28 protein-coding genes are annotated in these 25873 nt (G+C 58.7%); 24 read left to right on the top strand and 4 right to left on the bottom strand.

Annotation, left to right across the window (positions count from 1 at the left end):
• The first annotated feature begins 85 nt into the window (after positions 1-85).
• The 3 genes from AACY11_RS01255 (at position 86) to AACY11_RS01245 (ending at position 1497) form a co-directional block, all read left to right on the top strand.
• Positions 86-667: a DJ-1/PfpI family protein gene (locus tag AACY11_RS01255; RefSeq protein WP_339430693.1), complete on the top strand. Its 582-nt coding sequence runs from the start codon at positions 86-88 to the stop codon at positions 665-667.
• A 13-nt stretch (positions 668-680) separates the two neighbouring features.
• Entirely contained in the window at positions 681-986 is a 306-nt protein-coding gene (locus AACY11_RS01250; protein ID WP_339430694.1) for a ribbon-helix-helix domain-containing protein, read from the top strand.
• Between the two features lie 166 nt (positions 987-1152).
• Complete coding sequence (locus tag AACY11_RS01245) at positions 1153-1497, top strand: YegP family protein (protein ID WP_339493671.1); 345 nt, start codon at positions 1153-1155, stop codon at positions 1495-1497.
• 60 nt (positions 1498-1557) lie between these two features.
• Here AACY11_RS01245 and AACY11_RS01240 read toward each other — a convergent pair whose 3' ends face one another.
• Positions 1558-2577, bottom strand: coding sequence for a DUF4917 family protein (locus AACY11_RS01240; protein ID WP_339430696.1), 1020 nt, complete (start codon positions 2575-2577; stop codon positions 1558-1560).
• A gap of 154 nt (positions 2578-2731) precedes the next feature.
• Between AACY11_RS01240 and yiaY the strand changes: the two genes are divergently transcribed.
• Positions 2732-3880, top strand: coding sequence for an L-threonine dehydrogenase (yiaY, locus tag AACY11_RS01235; RefSeq protein ID WP_339430697.1), 1149 nt, complete (start codon positions 2732-2734; stop codon positions 3878-3880).
• On the opposite strand, the gene AACY11_RS01230 is transcribed toward yiaY, so the two are convergent.
• Complete coding sequence (locus tag AACY11_RS01230; RefSeq protein ID WP_339430698.1) at positions 3841-4521, bottom strand: hypothetical protein; 681 nt, start codon at positions 4519-4521, stop codon at positions 3841-3843. The genes yiaY and AACY11_RS01230 overlap by 40 nt on opposite strands.
• 219 nt (positions 4522-4740) lie before the next feature.
• Between AACY11_RS01230 and AACY11_RS01225 the strand changes: the two genes are divergently transcribed.
• From AACY11_RS01225 to AACY11_RS01130, 20 genes are all read left to right on the top strand, one after another.
• The gene (locus AACY11_RS01225; RefSeq protein WP_339493670.1) at positions 4741-6015 is read left to right on the top strand and encodes a hypothetical protein; all 1275 of its coding nucleotides are present in this window, start codon (positions 4741-4743) and stop codon (positions 6013-6015) included.
• A gap of 194 nt (positions 6016-6209) precedes the next feature.
• The gene (locus AACY11_RS01220) at positions 6210-6926 is read left to right on the top strand and encodes a hypothetical protein (protein ID WP_339430700.1); all 717 of its coding nucleotides are present in this window, start codon (positions 6210-6212) and stop codon (positions 6924-6926) included.
• A 37-nt stretch (positions 6927-6963) separates the two neighbouring features.
• The gene (locus tag AACY11_RS01215) at positions 6964-7680 is read left to right on the top strand and encodes a hypothetical protein (protein ID WP_339493669.1); all 717 of its coding nucleotides are present in this window, start codon (positions 6964-6966) and stop codon (positions 7678-7680) included.
• Positions 7681-7848: 168 nt separating this feature from the next.
• Complete coding sequence (locus AACY11_RS01210; RefSeq protein WP_339430703.1) at positions 7849-8487, top strand: LysE family translocator; 639 nt, start codon at positions 7849-7851, stop codon at positions 8485-8487.
• A 79-nt stretch (positions 8488-8566) separates the two neighbouring features.
• Positions 8567-9916: a sensor domain-containing protein gene (locus AACY11_RS01205; RefSeq protein ID WP_339493668.1), complete on the top strand. Its 1350-nt coding sequence runs from the start codon at positions 8567-8569 to the stop codon at positions 9914-9916.
• Positions 9917-10251: 335 nt separating this feature from the next.
• Positions 10252-10755: a DUF4142 domain-containing protein gene (locus tag AACY11_RS01200; protein ID WP_221731372.1), complete on the top strand. Its 504-nt coding sequence runs from the start codon at positions 10252-10254 to the stop codon at positions 10753-10755.
• A 367-nt stretch (positions 10756-11122) separates the two neighbouring features.
• Positions 11123-11896, top strand: coding sequence for a trans-aconitate 2-methyltransferase (gene tam, locus AACY11_RS01195; protein ID WP_339430707.1), 774 nt, complete (start codon positions 11123-11125; stop codon positions 11894-11896).
• Between the two features lie 164 nt (positions 11897-12060).
• Complete coding sequence (locus AACY11_RS01190) at positions 12061-13062, top strand: ATP-grasp domain-containing protein (RefSeq protein ID WP_339493667.1); 1002 nt, start codon at positions 12061-12063, stop codon at positions 13060-13062.
• A 93-nt stretch (positions 13063-13155) separates the two neighbouring features.
• Positions 13156-14295: a trypsin-like peptidase domain-containing protein gene (locus AACY11_RS01185; protein WP_339430708.1), complete on the top strand. Its 1140-nt coding sequence runs from the start codon at positions 13156-13158 to the stop codon at positions 14293-14295.
• A gap of 70 nt (positions 14296-14365) precedes the next feature.
• Positions 14366-15493 carry a phosphoribosyltransferase domain-containing protein gene (locus AACY11_RS01180; protein ID WP_339430709.1) on the top strand — a complete coding sequence of 376 codons (1128 nt, stop codon included), beginning with the start codon at positions 14366-14368 and terminating at the stop codon, positions 15491-15493.
• Positions 15483-16241: a trehalose phosphatase gene (locus tag AACY11_RS01175; protein WP_339430710.1), complete on the top strand. Its 759-nt coding sequence runs from the start codon at positions 15483-15485 to the stop codon at positions 16239-16241. The genes AACY11_RS01180 and AACY11_RS01175 overlap by 11 nt, the downstream gene beginning before the upstream one ends.
• Positions 16234-17328, top strand: coding sequence for a cysteine protease StiP family protein (locus AACY11_RS01170; protein WP_339430711.1), 1095 nt, complete (start codon positions 16234-16236; stop codon positions 17326-17328). Before AACY11_RS01175 ends, AACY11_RS01170 begins: the two co-directional genes overlap by 8 nt.
• Positions 17328-18278, top strand: a complete 951-nt coding sequence (locus tag AACY11_RS01165; RefSeq protein ID WP_339465996.1) for an HpcH/HpaI aldolase/citrate lyase family protein — start codon at positions 17328-17330, stop codon at positions 18276-18278. The genes AACY11_RS01170 and AACY11_RS01165 overlap by 1 nt, the downstream gene beginning before the upstream one ends.
• A complete protein-coding gene (locus AACY11_RS01160; RefSeq protein WP_339493666.1) occupies positions 18275-19030 on the top strand; it encodes an HAD family hydrolase in 756 nt (251 codons plus the stop codon). Before AACY11_RS01165 ends, AACY11_RS01160 begins: the two co-directional genes overlap by 4 nt.
• Before the next feature lie 2 nt (positions 19031-19032).
• Positions 19033-19617 carry a TerD family protein gene (locus AACY11_RS01155; RefSeq protein ID WP_221731364.1) on the top strand — a complete coding sequence of 195 codons (585 nt, stop codon included), beginning with the start codon at positions 19033-19035 and terminating at the stop codon, positions 19615-19617.
• Entirely contained in the window at positions 19617-20771 is a 1155-nt protein-coding gene (locus AACY11_RS01150) for a TerD family protein (RefSeq protein WP_339493664.1), read from the top strand. The genes AACY11_RS01155 and AACY11_RS01150 overlap by 1 nt, the downstream gene beginning before the upstream one ends.
• A gap of 46 nt (positions 20772-20817) precedes the next feature.
• Complete coding sequence (locus AACY11_RS01145; protein ID WP_221731362.1) at positions 20818-21267, top strand: tellurite resistance TerB family protein; 450 nt, start codon at positions 20818-20820, stop codon at positions 21265-21267.
• 43 nt (positions 21268-21310) lie between these two features.
• Positions 21311-22309: a TerC/Alx family metal homeostasis membrane protein gene (locus tag AACY11_RS01140; protein ID WP_221731472.1), complete on the top strand. Its 999-nt coding sequence runs from the start codon at positions 21311-21313 to the stop codon at positions 22307-22309.
• Positions 22310-22340: 31 nt separating this feature from the next.
• Positions 22341-22916, top strand: a complete 576-nt coding sequence (locus tag AACY11_RS01135; RefSeq protein ID WP_339430715.1) for a TerD family protein — start codon at positions 22341-22343, stop codon at positions 22914-22916.
• Positions 22917-22943: 27 nt separating this feature from the next.
• Positions 22944-23522, top strand: a complete 579-nt coding sequence (locus AACY11_RS01130; protein ID WP_221731360.1) for a TerD family protein — start codon at positions 22944-22946, stop codon at positions 23520-23522.
• Between the two features lie 81 nt (positions 23523-23603).
• Here the strand turns inward: AACY11_RS01130 and AACY11_RS01125 are convergent, their stop codons facing one another.
• Both AACY11_RS01125 and AACY11_RS01120 read right to left on the bottom strand, forming a co-directional pair.
• Complete coding sequence (locus AACY11_RS01125; RefSeq protein ID WP_339493663.1) at positions 23604-24866, bottom strand: VWA domain-containing protein; 1263 nt, start codon at positions 24864-24866, stop codon at positions 23604-23606.
• 131 nt (positions 24867-24997) lie between these two features.
• Positions 24998-25726 carry a class I SAM-dependent methyltransferase gene (locus AACY11_RS01120; RefSeq protein ID WP_339430717.1) on the bottom strand — a complete coding sequence of 243 codons (729 nt, stop codon included), beginning with the start codon at positions 25724-25726 and terminating at the stop codon, positions 24998-25000.
• Between the last annotated feature and the right edge of the window lie 147 nt (positions 25727-25873).

The following is a 25873-nucleotide window of genomic DNA, read 5'->3' as shown; positions in this document are numbered from 1 at the left end:
CGGTAGTAGTCGGTTATTACCTGCTCGTCCCGATAAGGTCTACCTTGAATACTCCCGCAAGCCCTTTCCCAGAGGAGTCCTCCCCATGGCCGCGAAAAAGATCCTGATGCTGGTCGGCGATTACGTCGAAGATTACGAAGTCATGGTGCCGTTCCAGGCCCTGCAAATGGTCGGTCACACCGTCCACGCCGTGTGCCCGGACAAGGCTGCCGGCAACACCGTGCGCACCGCCATCCATGACTTTGAAGGCGATCAGACCTACAGCGAAAAACCCGGTCACCTGTTCGCACTCAATTTCGATTTCGCCAAGGTCAGCGAGGCCGATTACGATGCGCTGCTGATTCCCGGCGGTCGTGCCCCGGAATACCTGCGTCTGAACGAAAAAGTCCTCGAACTGGTGCGCGCCTTCGACAAGGCCGGCAAGCCGATTGCCGCTGTTTGCCACGGCGCCCAGTTGCTGGCGGCTGCGGGCGTGCTAAAAGGACGTGAATGCAGCGCCTATCCGGCTTGCGCGCCGGAAGTCCGACTGGCGGGCGGCACGTACATCGACATCCCCGTGACCGACGGCCACGTTCAAGGCAATCTGGCCACCGCGCCGGCCTGGCCTGCGCATCCGAACTGGCTGGCCGGGTTCCTCGGTCTGCTCGGCACCCAAATCACCCTGTAACGAGGATTCGCCCATGTGCGAGCTCTACGTCAAGGCCGACCCGATCCTCTACGAATCGCGCTCGCGTTCATTGCGCATCTGCGGGGTGGTGACGACGTTGCGCCTGGAGAACCAGTTCTGGGACATCCTGCGCGAAATCGCCGAGGTCGACGGTATGACCACTAACCAGTTGATCGCCAAACTGTACGAAGAGGTGATGGATTATCGCGGGGAGGTGGTGAACTTTGCGTCGTTCTTGCGGGTGAGTTGTACGCGGTATCTGAGTCAGCGTCGGGTGGCTGAGACGCCGTTGTCGGTGGTGCGGGCGCGGGTGAAATAGCCGGGGCCGAGTCGCCTCATTCGCGAGCAAGCCTGCGCCCACACGGGGAATGCGTTCCAGATGTGGGAGCCGCTTGCTTGCGAAGAGGCTGGTTCAGGCGACAGAAGTCTGAGGCTGGTCTTTACTCATTGGCGCGAAACCTCTCAACCGCCAAGGAGAAACGAGCATGTCCGGATGGTACGAAGTCAGTAAAAGCAGCAACGGCCAGTTCAGGTTTGTGCTGAAAGCCGCCAACGCTGAAACCATTCTCACCAGCGAGCTCTACACCACCCGCGCGGCAGCCGACAATGGCATTGCTTCGGTGCAGACCAACAGCCCGCTGGATGAACGCTACGAGAAAAAAACGACGAAGGACGGGCATCCGTACTTCAACCTCAAGGCCGCCAATCATCAGATCATCGGCAGCAGCGAGTCGTACTCCTCAGACGCCGCTTGCGCCAAAGGCATCGCCAGCGTCAAGGCCAACGGGCCAACCACAACCATCAAGGACAAGACCCTGCCGGTCCTCTAAGGAACGCTGAAGGTCAACAGGTGGGCGGGCTTGCTCGCGAAGGCGTCAGGCCCGCGGACATCAGACCTCGACGGGCACCGAAAGCTTGGGGCTCCCCAACGCATGTGTCTTGGCATCAAAAAACCGCAACTCAACCCCAGTCCCTTCAAACACCTTGGCGTAATGCCGCTTCTGATGCTGAATGAACGCCGCACTGCGCGGATAAATCGAGATCGCCACGGCGTTCGGTTTCGCCAAACGCAGCGCCCGGACAATGTGAGCGTCCTGTTCACTCAAGGCATGGCCGAAGATGCATAAACTGTCGCCATGCCCCAATAACTGCGCATAACAGAACGACAGATAATCCGAGCTGCGAATGGTTTTGAGTTTTTCGGCACTTGGCCCTTCAGCGACGAACAGCGGCACGTCATCCAGGGTTTTGATCGTGTTGTTGATCGCAAAACTGCCGAGCAGCGTGCCCTCGGTGGAGGTCAGTTTGCGCGCGGTGCCGTCCTGATTGCGCACCAGGTGCAGACCACCGTGCAGATACAGCAAGCGCGGTTTTTCAGTCGCACTTTCACTCAGATCAAAACTTGCATTCGTGCCATTGAACAGATCGTCAATGGCCTCGCTTTTGTGCTGCAGCGCCCAATAGTTGAGCAAGTCGTAATTGGTGGTAAACACCGTGCGATAGCGCGCCAGTTCTTCGTTGAGCGTGGTCAGCGTCGAGGCCTGAACCCGTCGCCACGGGATATGAACGGCGTGCACGGTGTTGATCAGCGCTTCCTTGATCGCGTAGTAGCGATTGCGCGGTGCGGCTGAGCTGATGGCCAGTGCCTTGTTCACCCGGCTGGTGGTTTTCAGTGCGCCCAGTACCTGCTCGAAGCTGCGCGTGTGCATCGCGTCGAACACGGCCAGTTCCGACGGGCTCAGCGGTTTCTCTGTCACGGTGCGGGCATTTTCGAACAGCGAGTCGTAGCCGAAGTCGTCCCACACGGCGCGGCTGGCGCCGTTACCCACCAGCAAACCCTTGAAGTCGGTCGCGGTGCGCAAGGCATTCCAGTCTTCGAGAGTGGCGTCGACATCCAGAAAATCGGTCATTGCGTGGGAGGTCTCAAAACAAAGGGGCTGATGGGCGGCGACTTTATCACGAGCGGGCATTGAGCCAGATCAACATCCGCCGTGACCGATCAGTCGATCCTGTGTGCGTCCGCCGGATCGCAGCAGTCGATTCGGCCCCAGTCAGGAGAGGCGCATGAGCAGCACTTTTTTCATTCCAGCCGTAAATATAATGGGCAGCGGATGCCTGGATGAAGCCATGGTCGCGATCCGCAACTATGGTTTTCGCAAGGCGCTGATCGTCACCGACGCGGGGCTGGCCAAGGCGGGCGTGGCGGCGATGGTCGCCGAGAAACTGGCGATGCAGGACATCGATTCGGTGATCTTCGACGGCGCCAAACCGAACCCCAGCATCGCCAACGTCGAATCAGGGCTGGGGCTGCTCAAGGAAAGCCGCTGTGATTTCGTGGTGTCGCTGGGCGGTGGTTCACCCCACGACTGCGCCAAGGGCATCGCCTTGTGTGCCACGAATGGCGGGCAGATCCGCGACTACGAAGGGGTCGACCAATCCACAAAGCCGCAACTGCCGCTGGTCGCCATCAACACCACCGCCGGCACCGCCAGCGAGATGACCCGGTTCTGCATCATCACCGACGAATCGCGCCACGTAAAAATGGCCATCGTCGACCGCAACGTCACGCCGCTGCTGTCGGTCAACGACCCGGCGCTGATGGTGGCCATGCCGAAAAGCCTGACCGCCGCCACCGGCATGGACGCGCTGACCCACGCCATCGAAGCCTATGTGTCGACCGCCGCCAACCCGATCACCGACGCCTGCGCGCTGAAGGCCATGACCCTGATCAGCAACAATCTGCGCCTGGCCGTGCGCGATGGCAGCGACCTCACCGCGCGGGAGAACATGGCCTACGCGCAGTTCCTCGCGGGCATGGCGTTCAACAACGCTTCGCTCGGCTTCGTGCATGCGATGGCGCACCAGTTGGGCGGTTTCTACGACTTGCCCCATGGCGTGTGCAACGCCGTGTTGCTGCCTCATGTGCAGACGTTTAACGCGTTGGTGTGTGCTGAACGTTTGACCGATGTGGCGCAGGCCATGGGGGCCGATGTTCGCGGTTTCAGCCCTGAAGAGGGCGCTCAGGCGGCGATCAACGCGATCCGTTGTCTGGCCGGCGACGTCGAGATCCCCGGTGGTTTGCGTGAACTGGGCGCCAAACTCACGGACATCCCGATCCTGGCCACCAATGCTCTGAAAGACGCGTGCGGCCTGACCAACCCACGGGCGGCGGATCAGCGCCAGATCGAGGAGATTTTCCGCAACGCGTTTTGAAGTGCGCGGATTGGGCGAACAGCCTTGAATGGATTGTTCGCCTGGTTTATGTACCCTTTGGCGACCGTAAATGTCCGGATACGCGCCCAATCGGAAACCTTGCCCGCCACGCGGTGAATGGCCGAAATCCGATGGGGGCCTGCCGACATCGATGCCTGTGTTCGCCAACTCAGGTCACCCTCCACCGTTGCCGAGGCAATCCACAGGTTGGCGTCGAGGTCAATAATGTCCACGATGCCACCGGGCTGTCGTACATCGCCTGATAGAACCGCAGCGTTATCCGTCTGTCCTCCTTCCTGCGGCGTGCCAATCGCAGGTGCAGCGACATCCGGTTGCAGGAGGACATTAAACAAACGAACGTCAGTCCATGGGGATGTTTCGTCGTCGAACGTTTGGCGGGCGTGAATACGGTGTGGTCCCTGCGCAAGATCGCCACTGAAACTAAAGGCCCATCGGCCATTTGCATTGACGGGGCCTTTTCCGTGCAACTGTGTGTTTTCGATGTCCCACACTTCGACAAAAGCCATAGGTACACCGACGCCCAGTAAGAGTGTTGCCGGGCCCGTTTTGGTGTCTGCGGCAGGGTCGGTGATGACGGGGGCAGGTACGGACTCAATGTTGGAGTGGGGCGAAGTGCTCATGATGTGCTCTCGTTGCCGGGTGGAGTGAAGCGAGAGGTTGGCACGGTTCTTTTGCTGGAGAACCTGTAAGAAGTAACAGTTCTTTAGGTTTTTTTGTTCGATGAATAATTGCGATTTCTTCTAAAAGACTGTCATTTCTATCAGTTGTGGTCTGTGGTTGACTCGGATCGAATGGCCCGGGAAACGGATCAAACCCGATCTCGTAAGGAGCCTACGAACATGTCACGAACCAACGCACGTGAAGCGCAGTCAGCCGGTGAAATCGATCGTTCCTTTGCAAATGCCGGGTTGCAAACGCTGCAATTCCCAGGTGCACGCAAGACCGTCGGTCAGGGTGTCGCGACAACGCCCACCGGTCAGATGATGGTTTGTGCGACCGTCACCGATGCATCGGGCAATGTGTGTTATGGCTTGGCGCGTCTGCTCGCCGATGGTCATCTTGATACGACGTTTGGCCAGGCCGGCTATGTCGTGGGGCAATACAGGCGTGATGTGCCCTCACACGGCGGGACACTCAGCATCGATGCAAGCGGCGGGATCTGGGTGTGCGGACTCATCAAAGGGACGTCTGTCGATTACGAGCAAGTCATTGCGCGCTTTCTGCCGGACGGTTCGCCTGATCTTGAGTTCGGTGACGGTCAGAGCGGTTACAAAATTGTTCCCATGCGCGTTCCTTCTCTCTTCGGTGCGGTGGCCGCAAGCCTTGAATTGGTGCAATCGGACCAAAAAGCGGCGGCGCACGACAGGTTGCTTTTCGCCACGTCGAAACAGGGGGGCGCGCTGCTTGCGCGCTTTTTCCTCGATGGCAGCGATGACACCGCGTTTAATGCCAACGGCTGGATCTACATCACGCACCCCGGCGTCGCCATCCAGTTGCAAGGCGTCACGCAACTGAACAGTGGGCTGATACTGGTTTATGGCAAGACAGAAGTCACCCATCAGGGGTGGATCATGGCGTTCGACAATGCCGGACAGGTTGCGAAGTCATTCGGCAATGACGGTACGTTGTTGTTGAACATTCGCAATGAAGGCACGCCGCTGGAAAGCTCGGTGAACGGCATCGTAGAGCAGTCGGCACAGCGCTTACTCTTGATCGGCGCCGCTGTCGAGGCGGCAGGCGGGGAGAAACGTCAACATGCGTTCATGACCGGTATCACCCACGGCGGCGAAATTGATCCGTCGTTCAATGGCGGCGCGCCGGTTCTTAGCGCTTCGACGCAACCGCAGGAACTCAAGAGCTGGGTTGCTGGGTTTGCAGTGGGTGATTCTGCGGATCAGCGCATAGTCACCGTGGGTCAGACCTCGGGTGGGCATCGCAATCTGCTGACGGGGGGCTTCCTGAAGGATGGGGCGGTGGACGAGTCGTTTGATCTCGGGGGCACGGCCGAGATCGACTGGATCGCCCGCGATGCCTGCTTGCAAGACGCTTCGGTCGTGGTGCTGGGAACAAAGAACGAATCCGCACAGTTGATCCGCTTGCTGACCCACAGTTGATAGGGCGTTGAAACACGGTTTCTTGGGGGGATGAGCGGTCTCGCGATGACAGTGCATTGCGTGGTACCGGCTAGCTCCACTGGTGTGTCGGGACCGAATCAGCGACTGGCCATTTAGCATTCACTCGGTTGAAACCGTTCGTTCAGGAGGGGATAGTGCGCGGCTGAAAAGCTATCGAGGAGCGGGATGTGACAATGAAGTCTGGATTGATCGGCAGTGTGGCGCTGTGTGGGTGGCTGATGGCGGGGCAGGTGTTTGCCGATTGCACGCCGGCGCCGGTAATGGGTGACGAGGATTTGTCAGTCTGCAAGGACTGGCCGGCTTACCCGGGACTGACCATCAGCGCCAAAACCCGGTTCACGCCTGCCGCCGCTGGCGCGCTCAGCACCCATGATCTGGACCTGTCGGTGCTGAAAGACGCGCAACCGAAGCCGGTTGCGACTTACCACCAGGCCACTGCTTTCGTGATGGATGGCGCCAGCTTGCGCGAGCTGACACTGGATACGGCGCGCTACAAACTCGCCCCCGACCTTCGCGCATTTGGTCTACGTGCACGACTCACCAATGGTTCTCGCCTCAATCCGATGGATGAAAGCCAGCTCTCGCTTTACGTCAGGGAGGGCGAAAAATTGCGCCCAGTCCTGCGTCAGTTGGTGGTTTATGAGTACGGCGGCGAGTGGGATGACAACTGCGCTGGGGAGCGCTTCGAGATCTCAAGAACTATCGATATCGCTAAAACGAGCTCCCACGGTTACGCAGACTTGATCGTCAAAACCCAGCAAACAGGCACGAAAAGCGAAGGTGAAGGGGACGCGTGTGAAGATAAAACCACCGTCTACAAACCGGTTTTGACAACCTTGCGTTATGACGGAAAGTCTTACGTCCTGCCGCCAGGTTTCAAAGGTCTGTAGCCAGCCTGCCAACAACGATTTTTATCAAGGAAGAACCATGTCTACCCCCACCAGACTCCTTATCGCCCTCGGTTTTCTGGCTGTCACTGCCCAAGCCCAAGCCGCCTGCACCACAAACGCTTTCGACGGCCAATCACTGTCACGCTGCATCGTCTGGCCGGCCTTCCCGAGTCAGGCGATCGCGGTCAAGTCCACCTACCTTGCTGATGCCGGTGGCGACGATGCAGGGGTGTTCGATCTGGATCTGGCGATCGTCAACGCCAGCAATGCCAAACCCGTCGCCACTTACCGTAAACCGGGCGCGTACAACTCCGATGCCGTGCGGTTTGATGATCTGCGTGTCGACACAGGCCGCTACCGACTGGCGCCGGATGTCCGTGCTTTTGGCCTGCGTTCGAAGTTCGTCCACAGTTCCCGCGCCATTCCCTACGAGAAAACCGATCTGGCGCTGTATGTCCGCGAGGGCAATACCTTGCGCCCGGTGCTGGAAGGTTTGGTGATCTACAAGAACAACGGCGAATTCATGAGTGATTGCGAGGGTTACGCCAGGAAGATCCGCAGAACCATCGAGGTCGGTTCATCAAGTCACTACGGTTTCGCCGATCTGATCGTCACCACCAGCGGCACCAAAATGAAAAACACCCAATCGGGAAAACAGTGCGTTTCAAAAAACACCAACCTGAAGAAAACCCGAATCACCCTGACCTACGACGGCCAACAATACGTCGTGCCTGAAGACCTCAGAGGTTACTGAACCGATGCTCACAGGCCTCAATCCGTCAATGAGCCCAGCTGCAGCTAGGGGGCAGACCGCGATATGCCGAATCTGCATGTCGGCATGCGTTTCTACGACGAGTCCTGACCCGACGCGTTGAGCTGATATAGACTGGCCGTCATTTGCGTCGTCATGTGCAGGTGTTCCATGACCCCATCGTTGTTAATGGCCGTACTGGCCTCGGGTTTCATTTATGGCATCACGCCGGGGCCTGGTGTGCTGGCGGTGTTCGGCATCGGCGCGGCGCATGGGCGCAGAGCGGGGGCAGGGTTTCTGTGTGGTCATCTGCTCGGGGATGTGGTTTGGTGCAGCACGGCGTTGATCGCGATTGTTGGCGCCCGGGAAATCGGCAGCACCGCATTTGATGTGCTCGGCGTGCTCAGCGGGGTGTATCTGTTCTGGCTCGGTTGGCGGGCGGTGCGTGCCCAGCGCCGCAACGATGACGAACCGCAAGGCGCGGCGCGCAGGCCGTTCTGGCACGGCATTGTGTTCGGCCTGACCAACCCCAAGGCTTACCCGGTCGCGGTGGCGACATTTACCGCGCTGTTATCCAGCCGCGCCGAATTGCTCAACTGGTCGATGCTGCCGGCGCTGATCGCCTTGAGCTTTCTGGGCGGGTTGTCGGCTTACGCTATCCTCACCGGCGTTGTCGGCGCGCAGCGGGTGCGCGCGCTGTATCAACGGCATGAGCGGCTGATCACCCGTTTGTGTGGCGTGATGTTCATGGGGTTCGCCATCAATGCGCTGGTGCATGCACTGCCAGGGCTGATGCCGAACAGGGCTTGATTTTGTTTGCAGGGATGAGCACTCACAAGGTCAGGGATGGTTGATAAACGCTACATGACTTGGACTCCCACGCTGAACCATGGAAAGCCCAAACTCCGCGCCATTGGCGAGTTTCATCGACCTGTTGCTGGACGCCGTTTGTGCAGTCGATAAGCAAGGCCGCTTCGTTTTTGTCAGCGCGGCCTGCGAGCGGGTTTTCGGCTACACGCCAGACGAGTTGATCGGCCGTCCGATGATCGAACTGGTGCACCCGGCTGATCGTCAGCGCACCCTGGCGGCCGCCAGTCAAATCATGGGCGGTGAGCCCAAGCACAACTTCGAGAACCGCTACATACGCAAGGATGGCAGCGTGGCCCACATCCTCTGGTCGGCGCGCTGGTCGGAGGTCGATCAACTGCGCATTGCCGTGGCCCGTGACATTACCGAGCGCAAACAAGCCGAATCGCGACAAGCGGCGTTGTATGCGATTTCCGAGGCGGCGCATGCGTCGGAGGACTTGTTAGCGCTGTTCAAACGCATCCACCTGATCATCGGCGAGTGGCTGCCGGCACTGAATTTCTCCGTAGCGCTCTACGACGATCAGTGTGCTCAGCTGAATTTCCCCTATCACGTCAACGATCACGAGTTGCAGCCTGAACAACCCGGCACCGTCACCGGACGTCTGTGTGCGCAAGTCATCCGTAGCGGTAAGCCGATTCTTCTGACGCCGGAAAGTCCCGATTCGGCGCCCGATTTCGCCGCGCTGGTGGCGGGGCAGAATTCTTCTTGCTGGCTCGGCGTTCCGTTGAACTCGAAAAACGGCACCATCGGTGCGCTGATCGTCAAAAGCCTGCCGGGCGGCGAACGCTACACCGAGCAAGACAAAGAACTGCTGCAATATGTCTGCGCCCAAGTGGCCACGGCCATTGAGCGTCAGCAGTTACACGCCCGTCTGCGACGCATGGCGCAGTACGATCAACTGACGCAATTGCCCAATCGTGAGTTGCTTCGCGATCGCGTGAAGGCTGCGTTGACCTGCGCCCGCGAACAAAAGGGGCACATGGCGTTGCTGTATGTCGATCTGGATCGTTTCAAGCAGGTCAACGACACTTTCGGGCATGCCGTGGGCGACATGCTGCTGCAAACCGTGGCCAGTCGCCTCAAGGGTTGCGTGCGCGAGACTGACACGGTGGCGCGCATTGGCGGTGACGAATTCGTTGTGCTGCTGCACAGCGTTCAAGCAACGGAAGATGCCGACAGCGTGGCGCAAAAGCTGCGACAAGTGCTGGTACAACCCATGCGCCTGGATGGCCACAACTTGCAAATTGAACCGAGTATCGGCGTCGCCCGCTACCCCGAGCACGGCCGCGAGGAACAGCAACTGTTCCGCCATGCCGATCAAGCAATGTATGCCGCCAAACGGCTGAATCATCGGGCGCTGGATATCTGAACGGTGGGCACCGTTCGTCGTGGTAACTGCAACTTTTCTAAACCTTTGTCGGCCAGGAAATTCTCAATCAATGCAGGGCATCTGCTCGCCGCGCTCATTATCAAGAGCGAGAGAAACCTGCCGGATACAAGTCATTCGAACTGGGCAAACTTCGCCAACGACCGAACGAAGGCTTCTGAAACGGGTCGCAAGGGTGGGGAAATCACCACAACGACTGTCGAAAACCGAAAGGAGTCAAGCCCGTTCAGACATCGACGTCGTCGGTGAAGGTGATTTTGATTGAGCGGCGGGGGCCTGAGCTTCCGCTTGAATTTACAGAGAAGGAGGGCGCGACCATGAGCCGGATGGCCACCCGTATACGCACTTTCAGTTTTGTCACCGTACTGGGCCTGTTTGCCAGCAGTGCTTTCGCCCAGTCGCCCGCCGAATTCATCAACGATGCGTCCGCCAAAGGCATGGCCGACATCGAGGCCAGCCGTATGGCGCATCAGAAGACCGAATCCAAAGAGGTCAAGGATTACACCATCGTGGTCATCAACGACCGCACCACGGCCAACCAGCACTTGGCGAAGATTGCCAAAAAGCTCGATCTTCCCGTCGCGCCCCGTGAAGAAATGGCCGACAAGGCCAAGCAACTGATACCGCAAGTGAAAGACGGCGCGACCTTCGACCAGGCCTACGCCGCCAGTCAGGTGAAAGCCACCGAAGAAGCCATTGAGCAGATCCAGCAGCAAGCGCAGACCACCGACGTGCCGGAGATCAAAGCCTTCGCCGATGAGACGTTGCCCAAACTGCAAAATCACCTGCAAATGGCCCGAGCGCTGCAAGCCAGCCGCTAAGGGCAGACCTCAAATAAAAACGGCGCTTTGGCGCCGTTTTTGATTATCAGCAGTCATTCAGGTTCTGCTTCGCTTTGCTCTACTCGCCCAGTCCTTCAAGGTTCAACACTGCTCCCTCGCCCAGCTTGCGGAAGTGTTCGCACAACGCCTCCAGTTGCTTCAAATTCGGTGCTTCCAAGCCGAGCATCGCGTTCTGTGATTTTCTGGTCGCTGACTTATGGGGAGGGCTTGAAGTTCTGATACGTGCTGAGGCTTGAAAATTCTAATTACAAATTCAAGTGTGTTGCGCGACGTTCGTAGGGAGGTCTGATCCGCCTGTTAACTGTATCGTGGCTTCACGCGTTTTTTCTCCCAAAAGGAAAACACAATGAGTTGGTCCGCCAAACAATACGTCGCTTTTGAAGATGAACGTACCCGCCCGGCCCGCGATCTGCTGGCGGCGATTCCCACGGCGCAGGCCCGGTCAGTGGTGGATATCGGTTGCGGTCCCGGCAACTCGACGGAGCTTTTGGTGCAGCGTTTTCCAGGGGCAAAAATCAGCGGGCTCGACAGTTCACCGGACATGATCGACGCAGCGCGCAAGCGCTTGCCACAGTTGCAATTCGACGTGACCGAGATTGATCAATGGGCCGATGCGGGTCCGTTTGATGTGATCTTCGCCAACGCGGTGTTGCAGTGGGTACCGGATCACGCCAGTTTGCTGCCGGCGCTGGCAAGCAAACTCTCGTCGGGCGGCAGTCTGGCGATTCAAATGCCCGACAACCTCAATGAGCCTTCCCATCGACTGATGCGCGAAGTCGCCGCCAACGGCCCATGGGCCAGCAAACTCGCCGGCGCCGCCGGTCAGCGAACCGATATGGCAAGTGCCGGTGATTATTTCTCGATGTTGCGACCGCATTGTGCCCGGGTCGATGTGTGGCGCACGACGTATCACCATCAGTTGTCAGGCGGGGCAGCGGGGGTGGTGGAGTGGTTCAAGGGCAGCGGGTTGATTCCGTTTCTGGACCCGCTGACCGAGGCGCAGCGCACGCAGTATCTGGAGCAGTATCTGGCAGAAGTCGCGAAGGCTTACCCTGCGCTGGCGGATGGCTCGGTGCTGTTGCCGTTTCCGCGGTTGTTTATTGTGGCGACTCGGCAATAACCCTGGGAGGCGCTCAGAGCGTTCGGCGGACGCCTGATCCATTCGCAATGTTACCCTTGAGTTTGTGTGGGAAGGCGGTACTGTCCGCACCCATGGTGCGGGTCTAGCGACGTGTTCAAGAAATGTCGCGGCTTTCGGTGTCTGTACAAGGAAGGGTAAACATAGTGATCTGGTTTCTAGAAGGGCAGTCCAGTCAACGGGACATCATTCTCGGTGCGCGCGAGGCGCTGCCGGCCGACGTAAAGGTTTATGCCTCGCATCGACAGGAGCGTCCTGAAATCACCTCGCTTGCCGACGTCAGTTTCACCGAGCCTGCGGACAATCAAGAGCGTATCGATTGGGTCATTTCCACCGCGCTGGCTCATGAAATCAAAGTCGTCCTGGCAGGTCGAGTGGGTCGGGAGTTCGAGCACGATCGGGAGCGTTTCGAGCGTGCTGGCCTCGTACTGGTCACCGGTGCGCTTTCTTTGAATACATTTGATCTGGTCGATGACAAAAGCCAGTTCACGGCAGAAGCGGAACGCGTGGGCCTGGCCTGCGTGCCAGCGATCACCGCCGCCAATGCCGAAGAAATGCTCGCGGCCTTTCAGGCGCTCGGCGCCTTGGGCGAAGTCTGCGTCAAACCGGCTGTGGGTATTTATGGCCAAGGCTTCTGGCGGTTCAAGGCAAGCGCCGACCCTTTCCGCTGCTTCGCCAACCCGGATGCGCGTGAGGTCAACTTCGACCTCTATATGCACGCCTACCACTCGGCGGTTACGCCGCCGCCACCGATGCTCGTGATGCCCTACATGCCCGGAAACGAATGTTCGGTTGATATGGTGTGCGAAGCCGGTCGCCCCATTGCTTTCGTTGGTCGTCGCAAAAAAGGGCTGCACCAGGTTTTTGAACGTGAAGGCGCCGCCGTAGAGCTCGCCCTCCGGGCCGCCGAGCACTTCAAATGTGATGGCATTGTCAATGTCCAGACTCGCGACAACTCAGACGGTAAACCACACCTGCTGGAGATAAACGCTCGTTATTCGGGAGGCATCGGTTACACCCGGGCGGCCGGTTTGAACCTCCCCGGCATATTCGCCACTCGCCGACTGGGTTTGCCAGAGCCGCCGGGTGTTTGGCAGCCGAACGTGCGTGTAAAAGGTATCAGCGTTGCTGCGGTAACACTCCCCTGATATTAAATAGACATATGAAGTCTGGTACCATTTGCGCGTTTGTGTGGTTCGACAGCGACCCACGCAGGAAGCAAAACAAGGAGTTTTCAAGGAATGATGGTGCTCGCGCCTGGCGCAAACACCGCAGTATCAAGCGCCCGGAGTGAATGGACTCTGGAGTGCGGAAACTCTTCGGCTTTTGGGGAGTATGCCGCTGTTGCCATATTGCCGGTTGATGACAAACGCCGCCCGAAAGGTGATGCCGCCCTTTTTCAAACGCCACGCGCGTGGATGGAATGGGTAGGTGATCAGCAAAAAGTCGGCTGCAAGCTCAACCTGGATGAACTCCCGGCGGGCAGCGATCGCGTGCTTCTTGTGGTTTACACGTTTTCAGCCATCGGCCCGATCAGTGAGCTGAGAAATCTGCACCTGCAGGTGGATGGCCAGATCGAGCATTCCCTGGATGTTCGTGAAAACGGCGAGTCCGCCATCATCATCGGCGAGTTTTACAGCCGCAATCAGCAATGGAAATTTCGCGCGTTGGCCGAGGGTTCTGCCTACGGTCTGGCGGCGCTCGGCCGTCGCATCGGTCTCGAGATCGACGAAGCGCATCCCAAGGGACGCCCAAACGCGCCAGGGGCTGGCCGATCCGCGAGCAGCGCCACCGGTACAGCATTCGCCGTCTCGGCCACCCATGTCATGACCTGTGCCCACGTTATTGAAGGCATGCGTGAGATTCACATCGCCTCGTTTGACGGGCGCTATCGTGTTGACCCCGTGGTCATCGATCGGCGTAACGATATCGCCTTGCTGCGGGTGATCGATTCCCCCGCGTTGAAGCCTGTGGCCTTCAAGTCCGGATTCGGTTGCGATCTGGGTGAAGACATTGTCGCGTTGGGTTTTCCACTGGCCGGTTTTGCCGGTGGCGGCGTTCACGTCACTCAAGGTGGGGTGTCGGCGCTGTTCGGTTTGCACAACGACGCCAGTCTTTTGCAGTTCACTGCTGCCATCCAGCCTGGGTCCAGCGGCAGCCCGCTGTTTGATTTTTCGGGAGCCGTGGTCGGTCTCGTCACCTCATCGGTACCCGATGCGCAGAACATGAATTTTGCGGTGAAAGCATCGCTGCTGATTTCTTTCCTTGATGCCTGTCGTGTTGATGGCAAAAAAAATGCATCTGGCCAGACGTTCACCGCTGCGCAGTTAGCTCGCGAAGCTCAAACATCAATGTGGCGGGTGGAAGCGACCAATCTCTGATTCATCTTTGAATTGAAACCCACGGAAGAGGCGCTGGATCGTAATCCTACGCCAAGGCAGGAATTTGTTAATGGAACCTCGTACAGCAACGAAAGCGCTGAGCGCACAACTGATGCGTGGACGTCTTGACGTCAAGGTTGATGATGCTGTCATTGCCCCCGACTCATTGTTCGGCTTCGCCGAGCGTCGTAATCCGAAGCGGGCATTCCTGTTCGTGTCTAAAGTGCTCGGACGACATATTCCGGTGCGTCCCTCGGTGATGGCCGCCAGTTTTGAAAGCCTGGCCGCAGAAATACCGGCGGATTTGCCGGGGCCTGTCCTGGTCATCGGCATGGCCGAAACCGCCGTCGGCCTCGGTGCCGGCGTGCATCGGGCATATAGCGCCACTCGCCCCGATGCGGTGTATATGGTCAGCACCCGTCATCCCACGGGAACCGAGTTGTTTACCCGCTTTGAAGAAGAACACAGCCATGCCAGTGCGCATCTGATTCACTTGCCAGTCGATCCGCAAGTGCGTGAGCAGATGCTCAATGCCCGTTCGCTGGTGCTGGTTGATGACGAGGCCTCGACGGGCAAGACGTTCATCAATCTGCACCGTGCTCTGGTCGATGCCGGTCTGAATAAAGTCGAACAAGTCGTGACCTGTGTGCTGACGGATTGGTCCGGCGGCGCAGTGCGTGATGCGCTGGGTGATTGCGTGCATCAAGTGTCCCTGTTGCAGGGCTCTTACCAATTCATTGAAGATCCCGATGCGCCATTGCCCGATATGCCTGCGGTGGGCACTATTGCCGCCGGTGACTGGCCGGTGAATTCGGATAATGACTGGGGACGCTTGGGCGTGCGCTCTGTTGGCGACTCGTTGGCCCCAGACCTTCACGTACAACCCGGCGAGCGGATTCTGGTCGTGGGCACCAGTGAGTTTGTCTGGCGTCCGTTCTTGCTCGCCGAACGTCTGGAGCGCGCGGGCGCGGATGTGCATTTCAGTTCGACCAGCCGCTCGCCGATTGCACTGGGCCATGTGATCGAGCACGCCTTATCGTTCGCTGATAACTACGGCCTGGGCATTCCCAACTTCCTCTACAACGTGCGCCCGGGTCAATTCGATCGGGTGCTGATCTGTTCGGAAACCCCCGCGCAGGCGGTCTCTGCCGAGTTGCTGCAGACTTTGAACGCGCAGGTGATCGTCGATGACAATTAATCGCCCCTTGGCGTTGGTTGATCTCGACGACACGTTGTTTCAAACCGCGCGCAAGATGAAAGAAGGCACACCACGCCACACGGCGACACTTGATATACACGGCCAGCCCAACGGCTACATGAGCCCTGTGCAGAAGTCGATGGCCGAATGGCTGCTGGCAACGACCGATGTGGTAGCGGTAACGGCGCGCAGCGTAGAAGCGTTCACGCGGGTCAAGCTGCCATTTCAACACGGCGCCATCTGCTCCCATGGTGGTGTGATCCTGGGACCGGACGGCACACTCGATCAGGCCTGGCAGGACCGCATGAGCGATATCCTAGCGGCCTACCAAAGCCGCCTGCCGGAGCTTAGTGAGGCGACGCTCGCCATTGGCCGGCAGTTGGGCATTTCCTTGCGCGGTTGGGTAGTTGAAGAGCAGGGGTTGCGCCACTACGTGGTGACCAAGCACAACGAGTCCAGTGACGAGGTGCTGAGCGCGGTGCTGGCTGAGGTTCAGGCTCAGGGATTGCTGGATGGCATGCATATTCACGCCAATAGCAACAACCTGGCGTTCCTGCCGCAGGGCTTGTCCAAGCAGGCAGCGGTTCAGGAGTGGTTGCGCCGTGATCGCGAAATCAACGGTGAACGCCCTGTGCTGGGCTTTGGTGACAGCATCACCGATCTGGCCTTCATGGAGGAGTGCCACCTCTGGGCGACTCCGACGCGCAGCCAATTGGCCAAGCGGGCAGGGGCTTCGATCCATGAATGAAACCATCACCGACCTGGTAACGGTGGGTAGCGGGAGCTATGCGTCGGATGACGTGCATTTCCTGTTGCAGGCCGTGCAGATGGACGTGACGGACGTCGAGGAAAAAGAGCGACTGATTCAAACGAAGCAGAAGCACTATTCTGAAATGATCAGTCAGGAAAGCGCCCCAAGTGAAACTCACAAGGCACTGTACGAGCGTGTTCTGGCGCAAAACGGTGCGCGCATGGCCACGGATGTTCAAGCACTGGCGCTAGGTTTGAATGAGGCGTGTACCGGCACGTCTATCGTGCTGGTGTCGTTCGTACGCGCCGGCCTCCCGCTGGGTGTGCTGTTGCGTCGTGCGTTGATCGAGATGGGGCGCGAAGCCTTCCATTACGGCATCAGCATCGTCCGTGATCGCGGCATCGACACGGTTGCCCTGGAGGCCATCATTCAGACTCACGGGGCCGAGAACATCGTCTTCGTCGATGGCTGGACCGGTAAGGGCGCGATCAGTGGCGAAATTCAGCGCAGCCTGGGCGCTGATGCACGCTTCCCGAAATCCCCGCGACTTGTCGTGCTGGCCGATCCTTGCGGCCGAGCATGGATGGCGGCGTCCGCTGAGGATTGGGTCATCCCCTCGGGGATTCTGGGAGCCACAGTCTCCGGTCTCGTTTCACGTTCGATCTGGCCTGTAAACGGCGGGCTGCACGGCTGCGTGGTCTATGACCACCTGCAGGAGCACGATGTGACACAGGTATTCATCGAGCAGATCGAAGCCCAGCGCAAAGTCTTGGGCATCGTTCCCAAAGCCCTGCCGTGGAGCGACGAACAGCGTCTCGAACTCCAGGGCGCGGCCACCCACGTCGTCGAATCGCTGGCGGCACGTTTTGACGTGACCAATCTCAATCGGGTCAAGCCGGGCATCGCCGAGGCGACACGCGCCGTGTTGCGTCGTGTCCCGCACCATGTGTTGATCCGCGACCGTAGCGACAGCGATGTGCAATTGCTGATGCACCTGACAGAAGCTGCCGGCGTTCCAGTCGAGGAAGTCGGTGCGCAGTTGGGGCCTTACCGGGCAGTGACGATCATTCGGAGTCTGGGCTGATGAAGACCCTCTCGCCCTATGCCCTCGGTGCCACGCTTTACATGCCCGCCACCCGGCCGGATCTGCTTGATGTGGTGTTCCGAAGCAAATTGCCGGAACTTCGCTCCCTGGTGGTTTGCCTCGAGGACGCGATTGCAGACATTGATATCGAAACGGCGCTGGCCAATCTGCATGGCTTGCTGACGGTTATCGATCAGCGTGGCGGTCGTCCCGAGGGCGGCCCGTTGTTGTTTGTTCGTCCGCGTGACTCGCAGATGGCCGCGGTACTCAACGACTGGCCGCTGATGTCGCATGTCGATGGATTCGTCATCCCGAAACTGACGCTGGCCAATCTGGGCGCCTGGGAGCAGGCCGTGACTAATCCCGCGCTGTTCCTGATGCCGACGCTGGAAACCACGGATGTCTTCAATCCTGTCGCCATGGTTGAACTGGGGCAGGCGCTCAAGGCCAGCCTCGACCAGCGAATCATCGCCTTGCGCATCGGTGGAAACGACTTGATGGGCAGCCTTGGCCTGCGTCGCAATCCGAGCACCACGCTCTACAGCACGCCGATGGGATACGTGATTGCGATGTTGGCAGGGGTGATGGGGTCGCAAGGTTTTGCGTTGACGGCACCGGTGTTCGAACAACTGGCGTCGCCGCAGTTGCTCAAGGAAGAACTGGAATTCGATATCGCCCATGGTCTGGTCGGCAAGACCGCCATTCATCCCAGTCAGATCGAAATCATTCAGGACACCTTGCGCGTCAGCCTCGAGGATTTCAACAGCGCCAAACTGATCGTCAGCGACGTAGCACCGGCGGTATTCAGACATAACGACGCCATGTGTGAGCCCGCGACCCATTACAAATGGGCGATCCGGATTCTTGAGCGCGCGCGGTGGCACGGTATCCGTCATGCGGAAACCGGTGCCGGCGAAACATCGATTCGTCTGGCTGAGGCCGCAGGATGAAAGAGCAGATCGACAATGCAACCGCGCTGCAGCGGCCAGTCCTTGCGGTGTTCGACTTCGACGGCACGTTGACCCGGCACGACAGTTTCGTACCGTTTCTGAAGTTTGCATTCGGAGTGCGGGAGTTCAATCGGCGCCTGCTCCGTCTGGCGCTACCCAGCCTGCGATTTGTCGTGCGGCGCATGAGCCGTGACGAACTCAAGGCGCAGTTGATTCGCACGTTTCTGACCGGTGTGAAGCTTGAGTGGCTGCAACAGCAAGCCGCGAGTTATTGCACGCGGGTCTGGCCGCGATTGATGCGCCCTTCGGGTTTGCTGGCGATTGAGGCCGAGATCAGATCCGGCGCGGTGGTGACGCTCTGTTCAGCTTCACCGGCGCTGGTACTGCAGCCTTTCGCCGAGCGTCTTGGCGTCAGTTTGATCGGCACCGAGCTGCAAGTGGTGGACGGCGTATTGACCGGGCACATCACCGGCAACAACTGCAGATGCGAGAACAAAGTCCAGAGGCTTGAGGCTGTCTACGGCGTTTTGCAGCAATTCCGGATCAAAGCCTGGGGCGATACCCGAGGTGATCATGAGTTGCTCGCCGCAGCCGAAGAACCGCACTGGCGGCATTTTCATCCGGCATGGCGTCGTGGACGTCTGCGGGTCGCCAATGGAATAAATCCGGGCGTGCGCGGTGCGCAGGCCGACCTGCATGTGGCGCGCACATCCGATCGCCACATGAACACCGATGACCAACAAGGAGCGTAACGATGGCACTTACCCTGAGTAAAAAACAGTCCATTTCCCTGGAAAAAACCGCCGGTACTGCGCTGACCAGCGTCAGCCTCGGCCTGGGTTGGGACCCGGTAAAGGCCGGTTTTCTCGGCAAGTTGATGGGCAATGGTGGTGAAATCGACCTGGACGCTTCGTGCATCCTGCTCGACGCCAGCCTTCAACCGATCGACCTGGTGTGGTTCCGCCAACTGAAATCTCAGGACGGTTCGATCCAGCATTCCGGCGACAACCGTACCGGTGAAGGCGCGGGTGACGACGAAACTATCCACGTTGATCTGCAGCGTCTGCCGGCGGTCGTCCAGCACCTGGTTTTTACGGTGAACAGCTTCACCGGGCAGAACTTCGAAAAAGTCGAAAACGCCTACTGCCGCATCGTCAACGCCAGTAACAAGAATGAGCTGGCCCGCTTCAATCTGTCCGAGCGTGGCGCCCACACCGGCATCGTGATGGCTAGCCTGTCTCGTGATAGCGATGGCTGGAAGTTCACCGCTATCGGCCAGACCACCAACGGCCGTACCGCCGATGACCTGGTGAACCTGGCCGTTCAGGCGCTGCGCTAATGGCCACTCTTGCTCCGGGCGGCAACGCACCCGTTGCCAGCGGCCCGCTTCGCGTCGACATCAATTACTCGCCGATTCCAGGCGCCGATATTGATGTCTCGGCCTTCGCTCTGGGAACCACGGCAAAGGTTCGCGGCGATGGCGATATGTGCTTTTACGGTCAGCCGAGTGTGCTGGGCGGGGCGGTCACCTTGTCCGACTCCTCGGCGGGTCGGGCGGTGTTCACCGTTGACCTGAGCCGACTGGAGCCGGCCGTGGAAAAGGTCGCACTGACCGCCACGATCTACGAAAACAAGGCCAGTTTCGAGCGCGTCTCGCAGCTCTCGGTCGTGGTGTCCGGTGGTATCGAAGCGCAGATCCCTACCAGTGGCATGAAGGAAACCGCGCTGATTCTGGGCGAGTTTTATCGTCGCCAGGGTGAATGGAAATTCCGTTGTGTTGCACAGGGCTTCAACGGTGGGCTTGAGCCATTGGCCAGGCATTTCGGGGTCGATGTCGCCGCGCCGGCACCCGCGCCAACACCCGTGCCGCCTGCGCCTGCGGCGCCGAAGTCGTCGATCAGCCTGAGCAAGGTGACCCTCGACAAGACGCGCAGCTCTATCAGTCTGGAGAAGACCGCGGCCGGTTTCGGTGAGATCAAGGTCAACCTGAACTGGAACAAGCGCAGCTCTGGCGGCTTTTTCAAAAGCAGTTCTTCGATCGACCTCGACGTGGGTTGCCTGTACGAGTTGCAGGACGGTGAGAAGGGCGTCGTACAAGCGCTTGGCAACTGCTTCGGCAGCCTGAACCAAGAGCCTTACATCCAACTGATGGGTGACGACCGTACCGGCTCTGTCGCCGGTGGCGAGTGGCTGCACATCAATGGCGCTAAGTGGGCTGAAGTACGCCGCATCCTGATTTTCGCCTTCATCTACGAAGGGGCTCCTAACTGGCGCGAGACCGATGGCGTCGTAACCATCTACATCCCGAATCAGCCGGAGATCGAGGTTCGCCTCAACGAAGAGGGCGGACGCGATGGTATGTGCGCCATTGCGATGCTCGAAAATGACAACGGCGCCGTCAAGGTTTCCCGGCGGGTGGATTTCCACCGTGGGCATTCTGCGGTGGATAAAGCCTACGGCTGGGGCATGAACTGGCGCGCCGGTTCGAAATAGTTACCTTGGCGGGGCTTGGGGCCCCGCCCTTTTAGAGGACTTCAAAATGCTTGCATGGCTTAAAGAAAACGCTGCATTGGCACGCGACAAACTGACCTCTGAGGTCAGCAAGTTCAAAAATCAGAAATTCATGGATGCCACGACCGCAGCCTGCGCATTGGTCGCTGCTGCAGACGGAGAGATCTCCTCCGCCGAGAAAACCAAAATGGCCGGGTTCATCAACAACTCGTCGGAGTTGAAGGTTTTCAACATGGCCGACGTCATCAAGTCCTTCAACGCTCACTGCGAAAAGTTTGAGTTCGACTTTCAGATCGGTCAGGCGGAAGCGCTGAAGACCATCGGCAAGATCAAGAACGATGCCGGTGCTGGCCGCTTGCTGGTCCGTGTTGCCTGCGCCATCGGCGCGTCGGACGGCAACTTCGATGACAAAGAAAAAGCGGCTTGCCGTCAGATTTGCCTTGAACTGGGTTTGAACCCGGCTGATTTCGAACTTTAAGGAGCGGTACTTGGACAGTCACATTGGATTCCCCCCACTGACCATGGCGGTATTCGTCGGTATTGCGCTGGGCGCACTGCTGCTCGACATGGTCACGCACCGTGGCGACAAGCCCATTTCGCTGGCTAAAGCCTCGATCTGGTCGGTTTTCTGGATTGCCATCTCGCTGGCATTCGCAGGCTTTCTCTATGTCCAGCACGGGCCGCAGGTCGCGAGCCTGTTTGTCACCGGTTATGCCCTGGAGAAAGTCCTGAGCGTCGACAACCTGTTCGTGTTCATGGCGATTTTTGCCTGGTTCAAAGTGCCTGATGGCATGCGTCACCGGGTGCTGTACTGGGGGATCATCGGCGCGATCGTTTTCCGCGGGATCTTCGTTGCCATTGGCACCGGTCTGTTGGCGTTTGGCCCATGGGTCGAGGTGGTTTTCGCCGTGATCGTCGCCTGGACCGCCATCATGATGCTGCGCAGCGGCGGTGATGACGAAGAAGAGGAGGACTATTCCAAGCACATGGCCTACCGCTTCGCGCAAAAGCTCTTTCCTGTATGGCCAAAGCTGTATGGCCACAACTTTTTTGTGTCCCGCAAGCAACTGGAAGTGGAACTGAAGAAACCTGAGCACCAGGGCATGACGCTCGCGGCCAAGGGCACGCTGTTCGCCACGCCGCTGTTCCTGTGCCTGGTGGTGGCTGAAGTGTCCGACATTCTCTTCGCCTTCGACTCTGTGCCGGCGGTGATCGCCGTGAGTCGCGAGCCGCTGATCGTCTACTCGGCCATGCTGTTCGCCATTCTGGGCCTGCGCACCATGTACTTCGTTCTCGAAGCCCTGAAACGCTATCTGGTCCACCTGGAAAAATCGGTTATCGCACTGTTGTTCTTCATTGCTGTCAAGTTGGGCTTGAATGCAACGGATCACATGTTTCATCACGGCTATACCATCGATGCGAACACCAGTTTGCTGATCGTGATGGTTGTTCTGGCGATAGGCGTCGTTGCGAGTCTGATCTTCCCTGCAAAGGAAGATGCACCGCTTGAAAACCAATGAGTAATCGTCTTCACCACAAGGAGTAATACCCATGGCACTGACTCTTCAAAAGGGTGCAAACCTGTCTTTGACCAAAACCGACCCGAGCCTGAGCAAGATTCTGGTCGGCCTGGGCTGGGATCCGCGTGCAACTGACGGCGCCGAGTTTGACCTGGACGCGAGCGCTCTTCTGCTGGGTGCGAACGGCAAGGTCCGCAGCGAAGCTGACTTCATTTTCTACAACCAGCTGAAAAGCCTGGACGGCTCGGTTGAGCACACTGGCGACAACCGCACCGGTGCTGGCGACGGCGACGACGAAGTGATCAAGGTCGACCTGAGCCGTGTCCCGGCTGACGTAGACAAGGTGGTCTTCGTCGTGACCATTCACGACGCCGAAGCGCGCAAGCAAAGCTTTGGTCAGGTGGGTGGTTCCTTCATCCGTGTCGTTAATGACGTGACCAGTGCCGAAGTGGTTCGTTACGACCTGGCTGAAGACGCCTCGACTGAAACAGCGATGGTGTTCGCAGAGCTGTATCGCCACAACGGCGAGTGGAAATTCCGAGCCGTGGGTCAGGGTTACGCCGGCGGCCTGCGCGCCTTGGCCAACTCCTACGGTATGAACTTCTAAGCAACCCCCAACAAAAGGAATCTGAACATGGCTGTAAGTCTGTCCAAAGGTGGCAACGTTTCGCTGTCCAAAGAAGCTCCGGGCCTGTCCGAAGTGATCGTGGGCCTGGGTTGGGATCCGCGTGTCACTGACGGCGCCGAGTTCGACCTGGATGCGTCGATTTTCATCGTCGGTGAAAACGGCAAAGTGCTCGACGACAACGGTTTCATTTTCTACAACAACAAAACCTCTGCCGACGGTTCCGTTGAGCACATGGGCGACAACCGCTCGGGCGCTGGCGAAGGTGATGACGAACAAGCCACCGTCAAACTCAACGGCCTGGCTGCCGCTGTGAAAAAACTGGTGTTCTCGGTGACCATCCATGACGCCGAAGCTCGCAAGCAAAGCTTCGGTCAGGTGTCCAACGCCTACATCCGTGTGGTCAACAAGGCTGACGGCAAAGAACTGGCCCGCTACGACCTGAGCGAAGACGCCTCCACCGAAACTGCGATGATCTTCGGTGAGCTGTATCGCAACGGCGAAGAGTTCAAGTTCAAGGCGATCGGCCAGGGTTTCGCTGGCGGCTTGAAGCCTCTGGCTGAAGCTCACGGCGTGAGCATCGGCTAACCCGAAAGGGTGGGGAGGGGCCCCCTCGCGAGGGGGCTTTTTCTTGCCCGGCGTTCGGGCAGCGCAATCATCCGCATGCCGTCAGCGAATAATGCCTTTGGCCTTGGCCTCTTTGAGCCAGATCGGGAACTCGGCCATCAGCATGTCATAGAGCTGTTCCTCGCTGATGTCGTGCAGGTCGTCCAGTGCGAAGAAGCCGCAGTTGTCGACCACGCGTCCCGGCAGGGTGTCCAGTTTCTCCAGAATGCCGTAGCCGTGGCCACCGAGCCCGACGAATTGCCAGAAAATCGGCAGGTTCGCTGCTTCGACCATCAGGCGAGTGATTTTGCGGCTTTCAGACACGCCGCCGTCGCTGATGAACAGGACATACATCGGCGTGCCGTCGTCGGATTGCTTAAACTGCTCCACGACTTTCTGGATGACTTTCGGCTCATCGTTGATCCGGCTGCCGAGTTCCCAGTTTCTCCAACCTCTATTGTCGGTGTCGATGAATGCCTTGTGATTGCCCAGCGTCACCGGCGAGAGGCGCAACGGCTTGGCGCCGAACGCCCAGCAATCGAGCTCGCCGTCCTCATCGAACGATACCGCCAGCGGCAATAGCCGGTTGACCACTTCCTGCACCCGGCCTTTGACGTACTGATGGTTCATTGAACCAGAAGCATCAAGCACCAGAACAACCCGGGCCTTGGTTTGGGTGAGGTTGGCTTTTTCCAGGCTGATCTGTGCTTTCTTTGCCAGACTGACCAGATGCGGTGCGGCGTCGGCGATTCTTTTCTCGAGGGATATTTTGGCGGGTGCTGGTGCTGGTGCTGGTGCTGGTGCTGGCGCAGGGCTTTCAGCGACCTCGCCACCGAAGTGATTCACCAGCGCATCCAGACCTTGTGCGTAACCTTGCAGGTTCGAGAGCAGGCGCCATTCGCCGTTCTTGCGATACAACTCGGCAACCATGATGGCTTTCTCGGCGCTGAACGTCGCCCCGGAAAACGCACATTGAGCGACGGTTTGGCCGGCAGGGTTGAACACACAGAAGTGACTGGCGCCGATAGCGCTCATCGTCCCTTGGCCGTCGATGGAGGCTGTGAACACCAAGCGGTCGATGGAGGCGGGTAACTGCGCGAGGTTGATTTGAAAGCGGCCCTGATCTTCGATTTTTACGCTGGCGCATGGCGTCGCCGGTTGATTGAAAAAGACCATGTAGCGATCGTCTGAAAGCTTGCCTTGCGCGTCGACGCCGAAGCAGACGAAATCGATGACGTCGCTGGACTGGATCTGTACCGCGAGTGTGAGCGATTGCCCCTGAAGAATGTTTGACAGGGGGAGCCGCTGTCCTTGGGTGATCTGCATCTTGCTTCCTTGAGTGATGATTTGCTGCGTCGGCGCGCACCGGATATTTTGTTAACCGATAATGCGCGGGCGATTGATTCGCCCGCGCATTATCACCCTAAACCGGCTATCGGCGGTCGATGGGTTTGTGCTCAGCGTTGCACCGCCACCAACATCATCATCGGCCGCTCCTGTTCTTCAGCCAGCGCCGGTTGCGCTGCGATATCCGCATCGCTTGGGCCCCATTCGTTGACATGGCGAATGCTGAAACCCGCGCCAATCAATGAATTGAGCAACGTGCCGACCGTGCGATGCTGTTTGATCACGCCCTCGGCCAGCCAGTTCGTTACGCGTTCGCCTTCCAGCTGATAACTGTCCAGCGGCCAGCGCTTGCGACCTTCACTGTCGATCAGCCAACCCGGATTGCGCGGTGCCATGAAGATCGGGTGCTCGATGGAAAACACGAAGTGCGAACCCGGTTTCAGCGCGCTGTAGAGGTGGGCAAACAGCCCCGGCAGATCCTTGATGTAGTGCAGCGCGAGCGAGCTGTAAGCCAGGTCATAGCAGCAGGCGGGCAAGTCGAGTTGTTCAAGGTCGGCACGTTCGTAGCGGATGTTCGCTGCTGTGGTGGTTTGGCGTGCGCGTTCCAGCATTTTTTCCGAGACATCCAGCCCCAGCACGTTAGCCGCGCCCTGTTCGCTGGCCCAGCGGCTGAACCAGCCATAGCCGCAGCCCAGGTCCACCACGTTCAAACCATGCAGGGGGGGCAGCAGCGCTTTGAGCGCCGGCCATTCCGGCGCGGCATCGAGGCCGCCGATGGAGCGGTTCATCTGGCTGTAGCCCTGGAAAAACTCGGGATCGTCGTAAATGTTTTGAGTCATGGGTGAAGTGCTCTTTTGAGTTCAGTCGTCAGCGGCAAATTGGCCGTGATTGGGATTCCCTCGAAAGTGATGACGCGTATTCGTCGATGGCCGCGCAGGGGGAGGGGGTGGTTGATGAGGAAATGCTAGCGGGTCGCGCGCCAAGTG

Source organism: Pseudomonas sp. RA_105y_Pfl2_P56 (genome assembly GCF_963970845.1).
Lineage (GTDB): Bacteria > Pseudomonadota > Gammaproteobacteria > Pseudomonadales > Pseudomonadaceae > Aquipseudomonas > Aquipseudomonas baetica_A.
Note: the sequence above shows the minus strand (reverse complement) of the source record. Positions and strands in the feature narration are given on the sequence as shown.

Coding starts and splice junctions, on each gene's coding strand:
- AACY11_RS01200 (WP_221731372.1), top strand. CDS start 10,252: ATGAGCCGGATGGCCACCCGTATACGCACTTTCAGTTTTGTCACCGTA.
- AACY11_RS01225 (WP_339493670.1), top strand. CDS start 4,741: ATGTCACGAACCAACGCACGTGAAGCGCAGTCAGCCGGTGAAATCGAT.
- AACY11_RS01120 (WP_339430717.1), bottom strand. CDS start 25,726: ATGACTCAAAACATTTACGACGATCCCGAGTTTTTCCAGGGCTACAGC.
- AACY11_RS01150 (WP_339493664.1), top strand. CDS start 19,617: ATGGCCACTCTTGCTCCGGGCGGCAACGCACCCGTTGCCAGCGGCCCG.
- AACY11_RS01130 (WP_221731360.1), top strand. CDS start 22,944: ATGGCTGTAAGTCTGTCCAAAGGTGGCAACGTTTCGCTGTCCAAAGAA.
- AACY11_RS01245 (WP_339493671.1), top strand. CDS start 1,153: ATGTCCGGATGGTACGAAGTCAGTAAAAGCAGCAACGGCCAGTTCAGG.
- AACY11_RS01250 (WP_339430694.1), top strand. CDS start 681: ATGTGCGAGCTCTACGTCAAGGCCGACCCGATCCTCTACGAATCGCGC.
- AACY11_RS01220 (WP_339430700.1), top strand. CDS start 6,210: ATGAAGTCTGGATTGATCGGCAGTGTGGCGCTGTGTGGGTGGCTGATG.
- AACY11_RS01185 (WP_339430708.1), top strand. CDS start 13,156: ATGATGGTGCTCGCGCCTGGCGCAAACACCGCAGTATCAAGCGCCCGG.
- tam (WP_339430707.1), top strand. CDS start 11,123: ATGAGTTGGTCCGCCAAACAATACGTCGCTTTTGAAGATGAACGTACC.
- AACY11_RS01140 (WP_221731472.1), top strand. CDS start 21,311: ATGGCGGTATTCGTCGGTATTGCGCTGGGCGCACTGCTGCTCGACATG.
- AACY11_RS01145 (WP_221731362.1), top strand. CDS start 20,818: ATGCTTGCATGGCTTAAAGAAAACGCTGCATTGGCACGCGACAAACTG.
- AACY11_RS01230 (WP_339430698.1), bottom strand. CDS start 4,521: ATGAGCACTTCGCCCCACTCCAACATTGAGTCCGTACCTGCCCCCGTC.
- AACY11_RS01135 (WP_339430715.1), top strand. CDS start 22,341: ATGGCACTGACTCTTCAAAAGGGTGCAAACCTGTCTTTGACCAAAACC.
- AACY11_RS01210 (WP_339430703.1), top strand. CDS start 7,849: ATGACCCCATCGTTGTTAATGGCCGTACTGGCCTCGGGTTTCATTTAT.
- AACY11_RS01180 (WP_339430709.1), top strand. CDS start 14,366: ATGGAACCTCGTACAGCAACGAAAGCGCTGAGCGCACAACTGATGCGT.
- AACY11_RS01240 (WP_339430696.1), bottom strand. CDS start 2,577: ATGACCGATTTTCTGGATGTCGACGCCACTCTCGAAGACTGGAATGCC.
- yiaY (WP_339430697.1), top strand. CDS start 2,732: ATGAGCAGCACTTTTTTCATTCCAGCCGTAAATATAATGGGCAGCGGA.
- AACY11_RS01175 (WP_339430710.1), top strand. CDS start 15,483: ATGACAATTAATCGCCCCTTGGCGTTGGTTGATCTCGACGACACGTTG.
- AACY11_RS01165 (WP_339465996.1), top strand. CDS start 17,328: ATGAAGACCCTCTCGCCCTATGCCCTCGGTGCCACGCTTTACATGCCC.
- AACY11_RS01170 (WP_339430711.1), top strand. CDS start 16,234: ATGAATGAAACCATCACCGACCTGGTAACGGTGGGTAGCGGGAGCTAT.
- AACY11_RS01205 (WP_339493668.1), top strand. CDS start 8,567: ATGGAAAGCCCAAACTCCGCGCCATTGGCGAGTTTCATCGACCTGTTG.
- AACY11_RS01255 (WP_339430693.1), top strand. CDS start 86: ATGGCCGCGAAAAAGATCCTGATGCTGGTCGGCGATTACGTCGAAGAT.
- AACY11_RS01160 (WP_339493666.1), top strand. CDS start 18,275: ATGAAAGAGCAGATCGACAATGCAACCGCGCTGCAGCGGCCAGTCCTT.
- AACY11_RS01215 (WP_339493669.1), top strand. CDS start 6,964: ATGTCTACCCCCACCAGACTCCTTATCGCCCTCGGTTTTCTGGCTGTC.
- AACY11_RS01125 (WP_339493663.1), bottom strand. CDS start 24,866: ATGCAGATCACCCAAGGACAGCGGCTCCCCCTGTCAAACATTCTTCAG.
- AACY11_RS01155 (WP_221731364.1), top strand. CDS start 19,033: ATGGCACTTACCCTGAGTAAAAAACAGTCCATTTCCCTGGAAAAAACC.